This window comes from Paraburkholderia sp. SSBN10T (assembly GCF_056619545.1).
The window spans coordinates 269248-285308 of the sequence record NZ_JBWQQI010000002.1; the positions used below are offsets into that span (position 1 = coordinate 269248).

General features: G+C 62.7%; 15 protein-coding genes. 9 read left to right on the top strand and 6 right to left on the bottom strand.

The genetic code is table 11. From position 1 onward, the window contains the following. Positions 1–56 precede the first annotated feature (56 nt). The 7 genes from mnmC (at position 57) to AC1ECK_RS03860 (ending at position 9416) form a co-directional block, all read left to right on the top strand. Positions 57–2024 carry a bifunctional tRNA (5-methylaminomethyl-2-thiouridine)(34)-methyltransferase MnmC2/FAD-dependent 5-carboxymethylaminomethyl-2-thiouridine(34) oxidoreductase MnmC1 gene (gene mnmC, locus AC1ECK_RS03830; protein ID WP_480316032.1) on the top strand — a complete coding sequence of 656 codons (1968 nt, stop codon included), beginning with the start codon at positions 57–59 and terminating at the stop codon, positions 2022–2024. A gap of 836 nt (positions 2025–2860) precedes the next feature. Beyond that, entirely contained in the window at positions 2861–4063 is a 1203-nt protein-coding gene (locus AC1ECK_RS03835; protein ID WP_480316034.1) for a cation:proton antiporter, read from the top strand. Positions 4064–4176: 113 nt separating this feature from the next. Further along, positions 4177–5292 carry a YbdK family carboxylate-amine ligase gene (locus tag AC1ECK_RS03840; protein WP_480316036.1) on the top strand — a complete coding sequence of 372 codons (1116 nt, stop codon included), beginning with the start codon at positions 4177–4179 and terminating at the stop codon, positions 5290–5292. 645 nt (positions 5293–5937) lie between these two features. Next, positions 5938–6576 (top strand): MarR family winged helix-turn-helix transcriptional regulator, encoded by a 639-nt coding sequence (locus AC1ECK_RS03845; RefSeq protein WP_480316038.1) that lies wholly within the window; start codon positions 5938–5940, stop codon positions 6574–6576. A 117-nt stretch (positions 6577–6693) separates the two neighbouring features. Further along, on the top strand, positions 6694–7407 hold the full coding sequence (locus AC1ECK_RS03850; RefSeq protein ID WP_480316040.1) for a glutamine amidotransferase: 714 nt from the start codon (positions 6694–6696) through the stop codon (positions 7405–7407). Positions 7408–7597: 190 nt separating this feature from the next. Beyond that, positions 7598–8710 (top strand): NADH:flavin oxidoreductase/NADH oxidase, encoded by a 1113-nt coding sequence (locus tag AC1ECK_RS03855; RefSeq protein WP_480316042.1) that lies wholly within the window; start codon positions 7598–7600, stop codon positions 8708–8710. Positions 8711–8930: 220 nt separating this feature from the next. Further along, complete coding sequence (locus AC1ECK_RS03860; protein WP_480316044.1) at positions 8931–9416, top strand: SET domain-containing protein; 486 nt, start codon at positions 8931–8933, stop codon at positions 9414–9416. A 78-nt stretch (positions 9417–9494) separates the two neighbouring features. Here AC1ECK_RS03860 and AC1ECK_RS03865 read toward each other — a convergent pair whose 3' ends face one another. Next, positions 9495–10991 carry a sensor histidine kinase gene (locus tag AC1ECK_RS03865; protein WP_480316046.1) on the bottom strand — a complete coding sequence of 499 codons (1497 nt, stop codon included), beginning with the start codon at positions 10989–10991 and terminating at the stop codon, positions 9495–9497. Positions 10992–11146: 155 nt separating this feature from the next. Next, positions 11147–11833, bottom strand: coding sequence for a response regulator transcription factor (locus tag AC1ECK_RS03870; RefSeq protein WP_480316048.1), 687 nt, complete (start codon positions 11831–11833; stop codon positions 11147–11149). Between the two features lie 121 nt (positions 11834–11954). Between AC1ECK_RS03870 and AC1ECK_RS03875 the strand changes: the two genes are divergently transcribed. Continuing rightward, complete coding sequence (locus AC1ECK_RS03875) at positions 11955–12179, top strand: DUF3717 domain-containing protein (protein WP_480316050.1); 225 nt, start codon at positions 11955–11957, stop codon at positions 12177–12179. Positions 12180–12257: 78 nt separating this feature from the next. On the opposite strand, the gene AC1ECK_RS03880 is transcribed toward AC1ECK_RS03875, so the two are convergent. Together AC1ECK_RS03880 and phhA are read right to left on the bottom strand one after the other, a co-directional pair. Beyond that, a complete protein-coding gene (locus AC1ECK_RS03880) occupies positions 12258–12563 on the bottom strand; it encodes a 4a-hydroxytetrahydrobiopterin dehydratase (RefSeq protein WP_480316052.1) in 306 nt (101 codons plus the stop codon). A 128-nt stretch (positions 12564–12691) separates the two neighbouring features. Continuing rightward, on the bottom strand, positions 12692–13582 hold the full coding sequence (gene phhA / locus AC1ECK_RS03885) for a phenylalanine 4-monooxygenase (protein ID WP_480316054.1): 891 nt from the start codon (positions 13580–13582) through the stop codon (positions 12692–12694). Positions 13583–13721: 139 nt separating this feature from the next. On the opposite strand from phhA, the gene AC1ECK_RS03890 reads away from it, so the two are divergent. Continuing rightward, positions 13722–14213: an Lrp/AsnC family transcriptional regulator gene (locus AC1ECK_RS03890; protein WP_480316056.1), complete on the top strand. Its 492-nt coding sequence runs from the start codon at positions 13722–13724 to the stop codon at positions 14211–14213. Positions 14214–14292: 79 nt separating this feature from the next. Here AC1ECK_RS03890 and AC1ECK_RS03895 read toward each other — a convergent pair whose 3' ends face one another. Both AC1ECK_RS03895 and AC1ECK_RS03900 read right to left on the bottom strand, forming a co-directional pair. Further along, entirely contained in the window at positions 14293–14829 is a 537-nt protein-coding gene (locus tag AC1ECK_RS03895; protein ID WP_480316058.1) for a class IV adenylate cyclase, read from the bottom strand. 210 nt (positions 14830–15039) lie between these two features. After that, a complete protein-coding gene (locus AC1ECK_RS03900) occupies positions 15040–15939 on the bottom strand; it encodes a LysR family transcriptional regulator (protein WP_480316060.1) in 900 nt (299 codons plus the stop codon). Positions 15940–16061: the final 122 nt, after the last annotated feature.

Below are 16061 nucleotides of genomic sequence, written 5' to 3' on the forward strand. Positions count from 1 at the left end.
CGGCGCGCTGTGTCCGGCGCAGATCGACCTGCCTGTCTGATGGTTTTTTGCCTCGCATGACCGACCCGCTGATCCCCGCCATCCTCGCGTTTCGCGACAACGGCACGCCGTTCTCGCCGCGCCACGACGACATCTATCACAGCGCCGTGGGCGGTCTTGCCCAGGCCGAATACGTCTTCCTGCAAGGCAACCGGCTGCCCGAACGGTGGCAGGGCAGGCGCCTTTTCACCGTGCTGGAAACGGGCTTCGGCATGGGCATCAACTTCCTGATGACCTGGGCCGCCTGGCGCGCCGACCCGGCCCGTTGCGAGCGGCTCCATTTCATTTCGACCGAAAAGCACCCGTTTTCAAGGGCTGATCTGCTTAGCGCCTATGCCGCAACGGTTGCGGACGCATCGATTGCCGAACTCGGCCAAACCTTGGCACAGGCGTGGCCAATCCTCGTGCCGGGCACGCACCGGCTCGAATTCGAAGGTGGACGGGTCGTCCTCACGCTGGTTTTCGGCGACGCCACCGAAACGCTGCCCACCCTCTGGCTGCGCGCCGACGCGTTCTATCTGGACGGCTTTGCTCCGGCGAAAAATCCCGAATTGTGGACACCGGCGATTTTCAAAACGCTTGCCCGGCTCGCCGGCGACGGCGCCACCTTTTCGACCTACACAAGTGCAGGCGACGTGAAGCGCACCCTCACGCAATCCGGCTTCGAATACCGCAAGGTCGAAGGCTTCGGCTGGAAGCGCGCCATGCTGGTGGGCCACTTTGCACCGCGTTGGCGTGTACGCCGCCACGAGCCGCCAGCCCCGCTCGCGGCAGACGAACGGCACGCGGTGGTAATCGGCGCAGGGCTGGCCGGCTGTGCCGTGATCGAGCGGCTCGCCGCGCGCGGTTGGCGCATCACGTCGCTCGAACGGCATGACGCACTCGCACGCGATGCTTCGGGAAATCCGGCCGGCGTGTTTCATCCGATGCTCTCGCGTGACGACGGCGTCGCCTCGCGCATCACGCGGGCCGGGTTTCTGTATGCATTGCAGCGCTGGGCGATGCTCTCGCAGGCGGGCCACGCGCTCACGCGTGGCGCTGAAGGACTGCTCCAGCTAGCCGCAAGCGCCGACGAAGCCAACACGATGGCCGAAGCATTGGCCAGGTTCGCGTATCCGCCTGAGTACGTGACGCTACTTGGTCGCGCCGAAGCAGAGAGGATTGCGAAGCTCCCAGTGAGCCAGGGCGGTTGGCTGTTTCCGCACGGCGGCTGGATCGACCCGGCGTCGTTGTGCGCCGCTCAGTGCGCCGCCGCCGGCGCGCAACTCGAGCGGCGTTTCGGTGTTGAAGCGGCGCGCGTCGAACGTGTGGGAGATCAATGGCGTGTGCTCGACGCGCACGGCCAAACGCTTGCCGAGGCGCCGGTGGTCGTTTTCGCGAATGCGCACGACGCCGCGCGTCTGGCCGGCCTGCAATACGCACCGACCCGCAGCGTACGCGGTCAACTGACGCTGCTGCCCGCCGGCAGCATGCCGCCGCTCGCCATGCCGGTGATCGGTGACGGTTACGCCGTGCCGCTCGCCGACGGCGTGACGCTAACCGGCGCGACCTACGATATCGACGACCCCGAACGCGCCGTGCAAACCGCCGGACACCGCGAAAATCTGCAGCGCCTCGCGCTGATGCTGCCCACATTGACGAGCGCTTTCGACGCGTTGGACCCTGCGTCCCTAGCCGGTCGCGTAGCGTTTCGCTGCGTCACCAGCGACCGGCTGCCGATGATCGGCGCACTGGCCGACGAAGCGGCCGCAATCCACGACAGCGAGCGCCTGCGCGGCGCCTGGCCGCTCGATCTGCCGCGCGCGACGGGTCTATACGGCGCCTTCGCATATGGCTCGCGTGGCCTGGTGTGGGCCGGCCTTGGCGCCGAGCTGATCGCCTCGCAAATCGAAGGCGAGCCTTGGCCGATCGGGCGCGATCTCGCCGAAGATCTCGACCCCGCCCGCTTTCTGCTGCGCGCTTTACGCCAGCGCACGGCCCGCTGAAATCATCCATGGTGCAAAAAGTTATCCACGGCTTGCTGTGGATAACTCGTCTGATTACAGGTGCAACTCGTGTGGACGGGATGTGGACGTAAACGGGGTAACTTCGATGCGCGCCGAAAACGCAAAAAGTTACCCACTTCCCACCATTGCAGCCGCACACGCTGTGCAGCGGGTTGTGCAGTCGGCAAGACACTGATTCGGTTCGGTAAACCTAAGTTATCCACAGAAACGGCGCGGACTTGTTAACTGCTACTACGTATACATACGAGTAAACCAATAAACAGAAAGGCCGTCGCCTCACAACGCTTATCGACCACGCACAACCCCTGATCGACTGAATCTTTCCAGCCGGCGAAGCACAACGAATGCTTTCCATTGGTCTGCTTTCGACCGGTCGCTTTTTCTTGTTCTTCTGCGAAACAGGTGCATTTTTACCGCTTCCAGCACCTAATCGAGCGTTTTCAATCGACGCGGAAAAGCTATGGCACAATCGCCATTCTTTCCGCGTCCTGCCTTCTGTCAAACGGCGGACGCGCCAATGGAACGGTGCCGGTCCATCAGACTCTGATTCAAGTCGACGGCGTTCTTTCACCTATACCGGGATCTGCTGCTATAGCGAGTCATGCTGCGGCAGCACACCGGAACTCACTGCTTGCAGGTTTGCAGGTCCGGCGCGTTCAGATTTCACCCGATCATTGATCGATCGCTGACAACACTCAACGCAGGTCGGCACCAGGCGAACGTCGCGATGAGGGCATTGCGCGTACGCGCGTACATACGCTTGCCGGTGTTTTTGCCAGTTCGTGTCGCCTGCCGACAAAGGAGAACCCACCAAGATGAAGTCGGCGTTTTCATTCTTTCCTGGCTGGCCGCTCTCACCTGATGCCATCTTTTGGGCAGGCCTTGCCTTGCTCGCAGCCGGTTTGTGCGGCGAACTTTGCTATCGCGCGTGGCGACTGCCACGCATTTCCGGTTATGCCGTGATCGGTCTGATTGCCGGCGGCGCCGGCTTCGGTGTGATCGATGCCGATTCGGCGAAAGCTGCCCGGCCGCTGCTCGACGTCGCACTCGGCCTGTTGCTGTTCGAACTCGGCAGCCGGCTCGACTTGCGCTGGATCCGCCGCAATCCCTGGCTGATTCTGTCGAGCATCGCCGAATCGACTTTGACGTTTGTGCTGGTGTTGCCGGCCCTGCTGTTTCTGCATGTGCCGCTCATCGTCGCGCTGGTGCTCGCGGCTATCGCAATGGCCACTTCGCCGGCGATGGTGATCCAGTTGAAAACGGAATTGCGTGCAGAAGGTCAGGTCACGCAACGGTTGATGACCTTAACCGCGCTCAACAGCATGTATGCGGTGGTGATAGAGAAACTCGTGTCGGGCTGGTTGCATCAGGAAGCCTACGGCAACGTATTCGCCACCATCCTGCAACCGCTGTATCTGCTGGTCGGCTCACTGGTTCTCGCGTTTGCGCTGGCGCGCACCTGTATCTTTTTCTATCGCCGCATGAACATGCAGGACGAGCATTCGTTCGTCGCGCTGTTCGGTCTCGTGCTGCTGGCGATTGCCATTGCGCATCTGTTCAAGCTCTCGACGATTCTCAGCCTGCTCGCCGCAGGCATCATCGTGAAGAACATGGAGGCGAGGCCGCAACTGTGGCCTCAGCATTTCGGCACAGCCGGCTGGTTGCTTACGGTGATTCTGTTCGTGCTCACGCTGACGTCATTCGAATGGCGTGATATCGCTATCGGCGGAGTCGCTGCACTGGGACTGATCGTTGCGCGCCTGATCGGCAAACTGGTCGGCGTGCTTGCGTTCGCGAAGCCGAGCGGCCTCGACTGGAAGCAGGGCGTGGCACTCGGTCTGTCGCTTTCGCCAATGTCGGCGCTCGCGTATTTGCTGGTCGACGACACCTACAGCCTGTATCCGAATCTGGATCCGAGCCTGCGCGCGATCATGATGTGCTCGATCGTCGTGTTGCAGATCGTCGGACCGTGGCTCGTCTATCGGTGCCTCGCTATGGTAGGCGAGCGGCGTGAGTGAACGGCTTGCCGTTGCGCATGCCATGCCGCACGCTGTTTTTCTGCACGCATTTGCGACATTGAAAACGGTGGGGCAGGCCGAGCCTGTCCTACCGACTTGAATCAGGGGACGCCATGTCACTCGAACGTTTCGTCGATTCGCAACCGTTCACCTTCGGTATCGAACTCGAGATGCAGATCGTCAATACCCATGACTATGATCTGACCAAAGCCGCTTCCGATCTGCTGCGGCTCATCAAGGATGAAAAGATTCCCGGCAACATCACGCCGGAAATCACCGAAAGCATGATCGAACTTTCCACCGGCATCTGCACCACGCACGAGCAGGCGCTGGCCGATCTGCGCACGATCCGCGATACGCTGGTGAACGCCGCCGATCACCTGAACGTCGGTTTGTGCGGCGGCGGCACTCACGCGTTTCAGCAATGGAGCGACCGGCAGATTGTCGATACGCCGCGTTTCCAGTACCTCTCCGAGTTGTACGGCTACCTCGCCAAGCAGTTCACGGTGTTCGGCCAGCACGTGCACATCGGCTGTCCGGATTCGAACAGCGCGCTGTATCTGCTGCATTCGATGTCACGTTTTATTCCGCATTTCATCGCACTGTCGGCATCGTCGCCGTTCGTGCAAGGTGTCGACACCGGCTTTCATTCCGCGCGTCTGAACTCGGTGTTTGCGTTTCCGCTCTCGGGCCGTGCGCCGTTCATGCTGACGTGGGACAGCTTCGAAGAATATTTTTCGAAGATGGTTCACACGGGTGTCGTGAACAGCATGAAAGATTTTTACTGGGACATTCGTCCGAAACCAGGCTTTGGGACGATCGAGGTGCGGGTGATGGATACGCCGCTGTCGGTCGACCGCGCCGCGGCGATTGCCTGCTACATCCAGACGCTCGCGCGTCATCTGTTGCTCGATAAACCGCTGACGCCGAGGGAGGACGATTACCTCGTCTATACCTTCAACCGTTTTGAAGCGTGCCGTTTCGGACTGGCCGGCACCTGTATCGATCCGCAAAGCGGCGAGCGCAAGACGATTTCGGAAGACATTCTCGAAACGCTCGAACGGATCGCGCCGCATGCCGAGGCGTTGGGATCGGGCAAGGCGCTGGCGGAAGTGGCGTCGATCGCACGTGGTCAGGTCAACGATGCAACCTGGCTGCGTACTGTGTTCGAGCATGAAAAATCGCTGCACGAGGCGGTTCGGCAACAGTGTCTGCAATGGCGCGCGTGATCACGTAAGGCTTGGTGAGGCAAACGAAAGGAGCGCCTGGCGCACTTCCCGAACCCGGAGAACCCGGGTTTTTGCAGATTTTTTTCGTGCTCCTGATTCCAGATAAGTCTTCCTTAGAAGTTTCTGAAGTTTACGTATACAAACGTAGTAGTAGTTAACAAGCATTGCAATCGGCTGTGGACAACTGAATAATTCCCTTCAAAGTCAATATCATGGGTAAATGATAACCATGCGGTTCCGGGGCGTATCCGGGCCGCAGGCTGCGGATAACTTTGGCGGATGAAAACAGTGCGAGAGGCTTGTCAAGAATCGGTGCACACGCTATTCCGGGCGTTTTACCGTGGTTATCCACAGGTTGCGGTGAATAAGTTAGCTGTACGATTCGCCGCTCTCGCATAGAATGTCGGTTTCGCAGCTCCGACGCATTGGTGTTGCCGGCCGGAAGTTTGGACGGCATGCGGGTCGGGGACGGCAAAAAGTGTTGTAGGGTGCGCCAGGATTGGCGTGCGAAGCGGTACATTTTCAAGGTAGTAGATTCGGTCCGCCCGTGATCCGGGCGAGGCTGCCCCCACACAGGCTGCCGGCGTGTTTGGCACCCGACGGCCGGCTAAGCAGCGGCATGCTGTCAACAACCAACGAAAGATTATGAGCGAAGGCGTATACGGAGAGCAGGCAACCGGGCGAGTCACCCACAGCCTATTGCGACTGAGCACGGCCATGCGAAGCCAGGCATGGGAGTGGGCAGAAGGCGCAGGCTTGACGCCCACCCAAGGCGAGATTCTGGTGTTGCTGATGCAACGCAAGGGTCCGATGCGCCTTGGCGAAATCGCACGTGAAACGGCGCTGACCGCCGCGACCACGAGCGACGCGGTCAGCACCCTGGAAAGCAAGGGGCTGGTCGAAAAGCGTCGTGCGCTCGACGACGGCCGCGCCCTCGCGGTGCGTCTGACGGCCCGTGGCCGCACGGCTGCCAAGCGCGCCGCGCAATGGCCGGACTTCCTGGCCAAGGCAGTCGGTACGCTGCGCGAGGACGAGCAGGCGGTGTTCTACCGCACGCTGCTGAAGACGGTGCGCCAGCTCGAAGAGCAGGAAGACATTCCGCCGCACCGCATGTGTCTGAGCTGCACGCACTTCGAGCCGAGCAAGAATCCGAAGAAAACGCCGCATTATTGCGCGTTGCTCAAGCTGAAGATGTCGGACACGGACGTGCGTCTCGATTGCTCGGTCCACGAAACCGCTGACGTCGCGACCCAGAAGAAGAACTGGAAGATCTACGCGGTATAAAGCGGGGTCTGCCACACTGCCAGGCCGGCCGCGGCAGCCGCTCGATGCGGCTTGTCCGGCCGGTCTTGCGCCGTTTTGCGGCGTGTCCTTTTGTCAAACTGAAGGTGGGCTGTGCCGATGATTCACGAAGTTCTGGCGATTCGCCATGTCCACTTCGAAGATCTGGGCAGTCTCGAGCTGGTGCTGGGAGAGCGCAGTCGGCCGGTACGCTATCTCGATGTCGGCCTGGCCCGCATCGAGGCGCCCAATCCCGTGGCGCCTTCGTTGATGGTCGTGCTGGGCGGCCCGATCAGTGCTACCGACGACGCTCGCTACCCGACGCTCGTGCCCTTGCTGTCGATGATCGAAAAGCGGATTGCGGCCGGTCTGCCGACCCTCGGCATTTGCCTCGGCGCGCAACTGATTGCCCGAGCGCTGGGCGCCCGGGTCTATCCGGCAGGGCAGACTGAGCTCGGCTGGACACCTCTCACGCTGAGCGACGCCGGTCGCCTGTCACCGCTTCGTCATCTGGACGGGGCGCAGACTTCCATGCTGCATTGGCACAGCGATACCTTCGAGCTGCCGGCAGGCGCCACACGCCTGGCCTCGACCCCTGCTTGCGAAAACCAGGCCTTCACGTGGGGGCAACACGTGCTGGCACTGCAATGTCACCCGGAAATCCGCGCGGATCGCTTCGAACCCTGGCTGATCGGTAACGCCGGTGAAATCGCCGCTGAAGGCCTTGACGTGCGCGAACTGCGTGCCGACACCGCCCGTTTCGGTCCTCGGCTGGAAGAGGCGGCGCGAAGCATGTTCGCCGAGTGGCTCGATCAGGTCGAGAAAAAGGCCTGAACCCTACGCACTGCCAGGCTCAATATCCCGCTCGTTTTCCTGCTCGGACGCCACCGCCGACGGACGCGGCCGGTTTGTCCGGGTGAACCCAGGCGCTGCGCCGTGGCCGACCTGCACCGGCACCTGTCCTGCAGCGAATCAGACCCGGTGCTATGCTCGTTCGCTCCTCGGCTTTCCTTGGGCGTAATCCATGAGCGCGCTTTTTTCTCCGCTCACGCTGCGTAGCGTGACGCTTGCCAATCGCATTGTCGTGTCGCCGATGTGTCAGTACTCCGCAGAACGCGGCGAAGCCACCGCATGGCACATGATCCATCTGGGCAGCATGGCGTTATCGGGCGCAGGACTGCTGTGCATCGAAGCCACCGCCGTCGAACCCGATGGCCGCATCACGCCGGGCGATCTCGGTCTGTGGGACGACGTCACCGAAGCCGCGCTGGTGCCCGTGCTGGCCGCCGTCCGCAAACATTCCTCGATTCCCGTGGCGATGCAACTCGCGCACGCCGGCCGTAAGGCCTCGAGCCATGCGCCCTGGGACGGCGGTCAACTGATTCCGGTCGCCGAGGGCGGCTGGTTGCCGCATGCGCCGTCGGCCTTGCCGCACAAAGCCGGCGAAGAGCCGCCACTGGCGCTCGATACGGCAGGCCTCAACCGGATCCGCGAAGCGTTCGCGGCGTCGGCACGGCGCGCAGCGCGTCTGGGCATCGACGCACTCGAAGTGCATGCCGCACACGGCTACCTGTTGCACCAGTTCCTCTCGCCGCTCGCCAATCAGCGTGAGGACGAATACGGCGGCTCGCGCGAAAACCGCATGCGCTTTCCGCTGGAGATCTTCGAGATCGTGCGCGCGGCGTTTCCGGCCGACAAGCCGGTCGGCGTGCGCGTCTCCGCAACCGACTGGGTGGAAGGGGGCTGGAGCGTCGACGATACGATCGCCTTCGCGCTCGAGCTGAAAAAACGCGGTTGCGACTGGATCGACGTGTCGTCCGGTGGTGTCTCGCCGTTGCAGAAGATCCCGCTCGAACCGGGCTATCAAGTGCCGTTCGCCCGCGCGGTGAAACAGGCCACGGGTCTCACGACGATCGCGGTGGGTCTCATCACCGATCCGCTGCACGCCGAGCAACTGATCGAAGAGGGCGATGCCGACCTGATCGCACTGGCGCGCGGCCTGCTCTACAATCCGCGCTGGCCGTGGCACGCCGCGGCTCAACTGGGCGCGACCGTCGAAGCGCCGCCGCAATACTGGCGCTCGCAACCGCGCGATCAAAAGGCGCTGTTCGGCGAGATTTCGTTCGGACAGCGTTAGGTTTGTCACGGGCAGAACGCGCTGATACTTGTTTGACGGTTGAAGGAAGCCATATCAAGCGTGTACGATGCCGGATGTGACGCATGTGCGTCGCAACCTGACGCGGCGCCCGCAAGGCGCCGCGTTTGCTATTCGCGTCAGAAAAGCTGGCCTTCATCATGCAGCCGGCGCTGACGAGAACCGAGATGTTCACCCCCAGTTCTTCACAAGGATTCATTCAATGAGTTCACGCAGGATCGCCGTGCGCCGTTCGGGAGTGCATGGCAAAGGCGTGTTTGCCCTCGAACCGATTGCGGCCGGCGAGCGCCTGATCGAATACAAGGGCGAGCGGATCTCGTGGAAGGAAGCTTTGCGACGTCATCCACACGATCCGAAAGAGCCGAATCACACGTTTTACTTCGCGCTTGACGACGGCGGCGTGATCGACGGTAAGGTGAACGGCAATAGCGCTCGCTGGATCAATCATTCGTGCGCGCCGAATTGCGAAGCCGAGGAGATCGACGGGCATGTCTATGTGCACGCCTTGCGCGACATCGTGGCCGACGAAGAACTGTTCTACGACTACGGCCTCGTGATCGACGCCCGCCAGACCAAGAAGCTGCAGAAGGAATACGAGTGCCGCTGCGGCGCGCGCAAGTGCCGCGGCACCATGCTGGCGCCGCCGGAAAAGGCCGGCAAGAAGAAGGACAAGAAAAAGAAGAAGTGATGAATCGACGCGCGGGCTGCGCTCATGCAGCCCGGCCGCGAGTGCGCGTCATCCCTCTGTGGAATGACGATTGCGGAACTACAGATCGATCGGCGCCGAGTGCGCCGATTTTTTTGCCGTGCGCCGGTTTTCGCCGTCGCGCAGCGGATCGGTGCTGGTCAGCGGAATCCGCACGATAAAGCGTGCACCGCCGTCGGGTGCGTCTTCGTAATGCACGCTGCCACGATGCAGCACCATGATGTCGTGGACGATGGCGAGGCCAAGACCCGCGCCGCTATCGACGCCGCTTTCGCTTTGGCCGTCGCCGCGGAAAAAGCGCTTGAAGAGATCGGCCTGCTGGCTCAACGGTACGCCCGGCCCGTTATCCTCGACGATGATCTCGGCCATGGCGACATTTTCGATCCGGCTCTGCGACACCGTGACCGTGATCCGGCCGCCGTCGAAACGCGAGGGCGGCACATACTTCAGCGCATTGTCGAGCAGGTTGGCGATCACCTCGTGCAGCAGCACGGGATTGCCGCGCACGGTCAGCGGACGATCGTTGGCCGGGTCGTCCAGCCGCTGGAAGCCGAGGTCGACGTGCACCCCGAGTGCGCGCGGCACCCATTCGGCACCGGTTTCGAAGGCGAGCGCCGCCATATCGACGTTGACGAAACGCGCCGCCTGCTCGCCCGGTTCGGCACGCGCGAGCGACAGCAACTGGTTCGACAGCCGCACCGCACGGTCGGCGGCGGCGCGCAGCTCGCGCACGGCAGCTAGCGTATGTTGCGGGTCGCGAGCCACGGCGGCCTGCTCCGCATGCAGTTTGACGGCGGTCAGCGGCGTGCGCAGTTGATGCGCGGCGTCGGCAATGAACTTGCGCTGCGCGTCGAGGGCGGTTTTCAGGCGATCGAGCAGGGCGTTCAACGCACCGGTAAGCGGACGGATTTCGACCGGCACATAGGTTTCGTCCACCGGCTCGAGCGACGTGTGCGTCTGCCGGTTCAGCGAATCGGCCAGGTCGGTCAGAGGATTGAGCTGCTGATTCACGACTCGCCACACGATCACCCAGCCGGCGAGCAGCAGCAACAGCAGCGGCATCATGATGGCAACGAGGAATTCGGCGGCGATCTGGATGCGATGCTGGACCGGCTGACCGACCTCGACGACGATCGGATTGCCCTGCGGCTGGTCGACCCGCACCTGCGCGACACGCATGGTGACGCCTTCGTACTGCGCTTCGAACACGTAGGCGTAATGCATGCGGCGCACGCTCTGGCCCTGCAGCGGCAATTTCGAGTCACCGGCGATCTCGCTTTCCCCGTCGCTGATGCGGTAGACCAGATGTTCGACAGGATCGGAGAACATCGCCTGGGCGAGCGGACGCACCGTGATCGAGGCATCCCGGCCGGCGATCTGGATCTGCTTGGAGATGGCGGTGGCGAGGTCGGCGAGCGACCGGTCGACCACATGCTGCGTGTATTGCCACGCGAGCCAGTAGGCGATCAGGCCGCTCATCAGTGCGAGCAGGGAAAGGGGAGCGGCGAGGCGGCGCAGCAGCGTGCGACGCAGGCTATTCGCGGCCGGGTGGGGCATGGTCGAACGCGATAAAAGAGGCAGGGCGGCAGAAGCGCCGCCAAAGCCGCTGGGAACCGGCATAGCGCGCATCCGTGCGATGCATGCGCCTGCCGGCCCAGCGCCGTCAGGTTATCGGACCATTACAGTTGCCATGGTCCAAGCCTTCATGGCCATTATGCGGCCTGACGGATTTCCTGCAACAGATAGCCGAAGCCACGTACCGTGACGATTTCGACACGGCAGTTTTCGAGCTTTTTGCGTACACGGTGCACGTAGACTTCGATGGCGGTATCGCCGAGGTCGCCGCCGAAGTGCGTCAGGTGGTCCTGCAATTGGGCCTTGCTGACCACGCGGCCATGGCGTAGCAACAGCATTTCGAGCACCGCGAATTCGCGCGGCGACAGTTCGAGCGGCTTGTCGTCATTGAAGATGCGGCGATCGACACCCGACAGGCGCACGCCGCCGAGCGACACTTCCGGACGCGGCATGTCGCCGTGCGGGCCGCTGCGACGCATCACGGCACGGATGCGCGCTTCGAGTTCAGCCGGCTCGAACGGCTTCAGCATGTAGTCGTCGGCGCCGGAATTCAGGCCCTGGACGCGGTCGTTCAGCTCGTCGCGCGCGGTCAGCACGATCACCGGCGTGTGCCGGTTGCTCTGACGAAAACGGGCGAGCAACGTCATGCCGTCGATGCCGGGCAGACCCAGATCGAGGATCACGAGTTCGTGGCGGTTTTGCGTGAGGGCCTGTTCGGCAAAAATGCCGTCGTGGACCATGTCGACCGTGAAGCCGGCTTGTTCGAGACTGCTTTGGATGCCGCGTGCGATGGGGCGGTCATCTTCGATCAGAAGGAGTCGCATGGATTTCGCTCAAGTACAATGGATTTAGGCGTTCGGGCACGCGGTTCGCCGGGGCGCCTGCTGCACAGGGTGCCTGGCGGCGTCGCCGTGCCTGCGCGGCCATCGAGCGATCACGAAAGTCATGTCCGATATTACGATCCACGAACTGGAAGCCGCGATCAACTTCTGGCGCGCCCGCTCACCTTCGAGCGGCGACGAACTCGTTCTGTGCAAGGAGGCAAGCGCGCTCTCCAAGCCGTATGCGCTGATGATTGTACAGCGTCAGAACACGCTATCACCGGAAGGTTTGGATGGGACCGCCCGGGAAGCATGGAATTCTTACGTTCGCCTTAAGAATGGCCTGTAGAAGTGAAGGTTTGCGCGCCGGAACCCCTGCAAAGTCCTTTCATCGTACTGCAAATGCCGGGCTCCGTGCGTCTTGTGGTTAGCCCTGCTGAGACCCTTTGGCGACCTGATCGATAAAACGGGCCAGGGCAATATCGCGCTCCGTGAGACCGTCAGCGTCGTGCGTCGAGAGCGTGATTTCCACCTTGTTGTAAACGTTGAACCATTCCGGGTGATGGTCCATTTCCTGGGCCTTGATCGCCACCCGCGTCATGAAGCCGAATGCCTCGTTAAAATCGGCAAACTTGAAGTGCCGCTGGATCGCGTCCCGGCCGGTCACGGCCACCCAGCCGTGCAGTTGGCCCAATTGCGTGGAACGCTCTTCGGAAGTGAGTTTGTGAATCATGAGGGTGCCTCGCTTGTCTGGAGGGGCGCGCTCAAGCGCGTCCCGGTGGCTGGCCACGCGCCCGCCACGAAGCGGTGCGCACGGCGCAGGCATCCAGCTATTTTTTCACGGATCGCGACGCGCCGCTCTCAGACATCCCCGTCAGCCTGCCAGCCTTGCTGGTTGCCGCGATTGAGCACGCGGTCGCCGTCCAGTACGGCGCCGGCCGGGTACGGCGGTGCGTCGGCCAGCTTTGCCAGCAAGGGGCCGAGATCGGTACTCGCCAGCTCGAACAGTTGCGCGAAATCGTCGAGGACGAAGTAGGTCTTCTGAAACGTGTCGATCCGGTAGCGCGTCTGCATGACGCGTGCGAGGTCGAAGCCGAGCCGGTTCGGCGCCGCGCTCTCCAGGCTGTAGAGCGTCTCGCTCTTGCTCGATACGATCCCCGCTCCGTAGATCTGCACGCCGCCCGGGCTCGCCGCATTGCGGATCAGGCCGAATTCGACGGTGTACCAGTAAAGGCGCGCGAGCAGCGGCAGGGCGCCGAGGTTGTCTGCCGCGAGCGCCGCGCGGCCGTAGGCCTGCATGTAGTCGGCGAACACCGGATTGATCAGCAGCGGCACATGGCCGAACAGGTCGTGGAAGCAGTCCGGCTCCTGCAGGTAATCGAGCTGATCGGGACGGCGCATCCACCATGTCACCGGGAAGCGGCGGTTCGCCAGATGCTCGAAGAACACCTGCTCGGGCACGAGCCCCGGCACCGCGACGATTTCCCAGCCGGTGGCCGGCGTAAGCTGGGCATTGATCGCGGCAAACGACGGCACGCGCTCGGCCGACAGGTTCAGACGCTCGACGCCCGCCAGAAACGCATCGCACACCCGGCCCTTCAGCAGGGCGGTCTGGCGCGTGTAGAGCTGCTTCCAGACGGCGTGATCGACCACGCCGTAGCGATGCAATGGCTGGTCGATGGTGAAGTCGGCACGGGTTTCGAGGCCGGCGTCGAATTGCTCCTGCAGTTTGGCGGTGTTGGGACTGGACATGATGCGGTTCGCTTGCGGCGCTGTTTCAATGTGACCAGTGTAGAGCGGGTGGGCCGCGGGAAGGGCGCAAAGAGAGCGTAGATATCACTAAATATGCAATAATCGTGCATTAAATACTGTATTGATGCGGAGATTCATCATGCTTGAACTCGATCACTTCGATCTCGCGCTGCTGGAGGTTTTGCAGCGCTTTGGCCGGGCGACTCATCAGCAACTCGGCGAGCAGGTGCCGCTGTCACCGTCGCAGATCGGCCGGCGGCTGCAGCGCCTCGAACAGGTGGGCGTGGTGGACGGCTATCGGGTTGTGCTGCGCCCGGAGAAGCTCGGTCTCGGCGTCACGGCGTTCACGAGTCTCAAGCTCAAGCATCACGGCGATTCGATCATCGAGCAGTTCCAGCAACAGATCGATGTGCTGCCCGAAGTGCTGGAGTGCCACGCGGTAGTGGGCGATGCGGATTATCTGCTGCGCATTGTCGCGCCGGATCTGAACGCGCTGTCGTCGTTCGTGATGAAGAAGTTGATGCGGGTGCCGGGTGTGGATAGTGTGCGCTCGAATATCGTGCTGACCACCTTCAAGCGCAATGGGCCGCTGCCGTTGGGACATCTAGCGCCGGGCGCAGCCGCTAGCTGAGACGGCGGGCGGGACCGCGCGTGACGACTCGCCCTGCCGGCGCCGAAGCAGCGCCGGCAAACCTCGCTGGCAAACCTGTTTACGCCGCCTGGCGCGGCTCGCTGTCCGGACTCAGCAGATCCACATACGCGACGGCCACCAGATCCGATTCCGGCACGCCGAGCTTGGCGAACATCTCACGTGCTTCGGCGTGACCGCCTTCTTCGTCGTCGTCCTGGGCGAGGAGCACTTCCAGTTCGACAAAGTCGCCAAGGCCGTCCACCCGGTCGAGGTGAATCCGCGTGCGTCCGGTCGTGAAGACGTGGCGTTCCTTGGTGACGATGCCGCGCGTGGTCAGGGCGGTGGCGAGCAGCGCGTGCATGGCTTCCGGATTGGTCACCGGGCTGCGCGTGTAGTACGACGCCTTCGGACCGTCACGGTCGTCGCGCTGGTAGAAGATCAGTTCGGCCGGGGTGCCGTCGTCGAACTGGCGCAGTTTCAGCCGTCCGCGCGGCACATCGTAGAAAAAGTCCTGCTGGCGGAAGATCAGCGGAGCCTCGGGCGAAAGTTCGGCGGCGCGTTCGCGAAGTTGATCGAAGTGCTGGGCGCGGGCTTTGATTTCGATGTTGCGTGCCATGTCAGGCTCCTGTGGAAGCATGGATTGTCGGCGGCCTCAGGTGGGGCGGAGGTGAAGCGCGCCGGAAAGGACAAACTCGAACGAAAGCAGAAAGCGGAGGCGGGCGCGGACCACACGCGCAAACCCTGAATCTAGCAAAAAGCGCGTGACGGTGGTGTTACGGCGTCCACGATCCTGTGCCGCAGGGAACGAAACTGTCATGAGCGCGACTCATATCGCCCATTGCTCCTCGATCAATCTGAGCGCAGCGGCAATCACCGGATCGTCCTGGCGGGCCGCCAGCGTAACGAAGCTCAACTGGGTTGGCACCGTGACGCCTTCGACGATCGTCAGCGCGTGCGCATGCGCTTCGGCGATAGCGATGGCGTCGCGCGCGAGCGTGAGGCCGACGCCCGATTTGACCAGATCGAGCATCGACGGCTCCTGATCCACTTCCGCGACCTTGACAGGCTTGACGCCGGCATCGGCAAAGCGCCGCGACAGCAGCCGGTGATGCGCGGAGGCGGGCGGCGTCCAGATCCACGGCAGCGCGGCAAGCGTGCGCCAATCGCGCGCGCCTTTCACGCGATCTTTCCAGCCGGCGGGCGCGAGTACGCGGTACTGGAAATGCGTGAGCGTGACGGCATGAAACGCGGCGCCGTCGCGCGCATCGTCTTCCGACGGCTGGCCGATGTAGTAACCGACATCGAGCTCGCCGGCGCGGATCTGCTCGAGCACCCAGCCGGACATGCCATGCCGCAAGGCCGTTTCGATATGCGGCCAGGTTTCGACGAGCTGCTTGAGAAAGCCGCCCAGGCGCAGGAATTCCGGATCGAGGATGGTGCCGATGCGTAGCCGTCCACGCACCTCGTGACGCAGCGAGGCGGCGGCGCGCTGCACGTCGCCGGCCGCGCCGAGCGCGCGTTCCGCATGCGGCAGCAAGGCCTGGCCATCGCGCGTCAGGGACAGCCCGTGGGAGGTGCGCGTGAACAGCGTCAAACCGAGCGTTTCCTGCAGATGCTTGATCTGCAGGCTGACGGCCGGTTGGGTGAGATGCAGTTGCAGCGCAGCACGAGTGAGGTTGCCCTCATTGGCGACGGTGACGAACGCACGCAGCAGGGTAAGGTCCATCCCCTGATATTAGCGCGCCTTATAGCGCAATTGAGCATTACTCATTGGATTTCGGAGGGGGTTGGCGATTACGCTGCGAACATCGCGAGGAAAGGCCGAGGTACGGCTATCAGGTCACTGAC

What these genes read in the sequence shown, in the direction of transcription:
- mnmC (WP_480316032.1), top strand. Translation starts at nt 57, where the DNA reads ATGACCGACCCGCTGATCCCCGCCATCCTCGCGTTTCGCGACAACGGC.
- AC1ECK_RS03835 (WP_480316034.1), top strand. Translation starts at nt 2,861, where the DNA reads ATGAAGTCGGCGTTTTCATTCTTTCCTGGCTGGCCGCTCTCACCTGAT.
- AC1ECK_RS03840 (WP_480316036.1), top strand. Translation starts at nt 4,177, where the DNA reads ATGTCACTCGAACGTTTCGTCGATTCGCAACCGTTCACCTTCGGTATC.
- AC1ECK_RS03845 (WP_480316038.1), top strand. Translation starts at nt 5,938, where the DNA reads ATGAGCGAAGGCGTATACGGAGAGCAGGCAACCGGGCGAGTCACCCAC.
- AC1ECK_RS03850 (WP_480316040.1), top strand. Translation starts at nt 6,694, where the DNA reads ATGATTCACGAAGTTCTGGCGATTCGCCATGTCCACTTCGAAGATCTG.
- AC1ECK_RS03855 (WP_480316042.1), top strand. Translation starts at nt 7,598, where the DNA reads ATGAGCGCGCTTTTTTCTCCGCTCACGCTGCGTAGCGTGACGCTTGCC.
- AC1ECK_RS03860 (WP_480316044.1), top strand. Translation starts at nt 8,931, where the DNA reads ATGAGTTCACGCAGGATCGCCGTGCGCCGTTCGGGAGTGCATGGCAAA.
- AC1ECK_RS03865 (WP_480316046.1), bottom strand. Translation starts at nt 10,991, where the DNA reads ATGCCCCACCCGGCCGCGAATAGCCTGCGTCGCACGCTGCTGCGCCGC.
- AC1ECK_RS03870 (WP_480316048.1), bottom strand. Translation starts at nt 11,833, where the DNA reads ATGCGACTCCTTCTGATCGAAGATGACCGCCCCATCGCACGCGGCATC.
- AC1ECK_RS03875 (WP_480316050.1), top strand. Translation starts at nt 11,955, where the DNA reads ATGTCCGATATTACGATCCACGAACTGGAAGCCGCGATCAACTTCTGG.
- AC1ECK_RS03880 (WP_480316052.1), bottom strand. Translation starts at nt 12,563, where the DNA reads ATGATTCACAAACTCACTTCCGAAGAGCGTTCCACGCAATTGGGCCAA.
- phhA (WP_480316054.1), bottom strand. Translation starts at nt 13,582, where the DNA reads ATGTCCAGTCCCAACACCGCCAAACTGCAGGAGCAATTCGACGCCGGC.
- AC1ECK_RS03890 (WP_480316056.1), top strand. Translation starts at nt 13,722, where the DNA reads ATGCTTGAACTCGATCACTTCGATCTCGCGCTGCTGGAGGTTTTGCAG.
- AC1ECK_RS03895 (WP_480316058.1), bottom strand. Translation starts at nt 14,829, where the DNA reads ATGGCACGCAACATCGAAATCAAAGCCCGCGCCCAGCACTTCGATCAA.
- AC1ECK_RS03900 (WP_480316060.1), bottom strand. Translation starts at nt 15,939, where the DNA reads ATGGACCTTACCCTGCTGCGTGCGTTCGTCACCGTCGCCAATGAGGGC.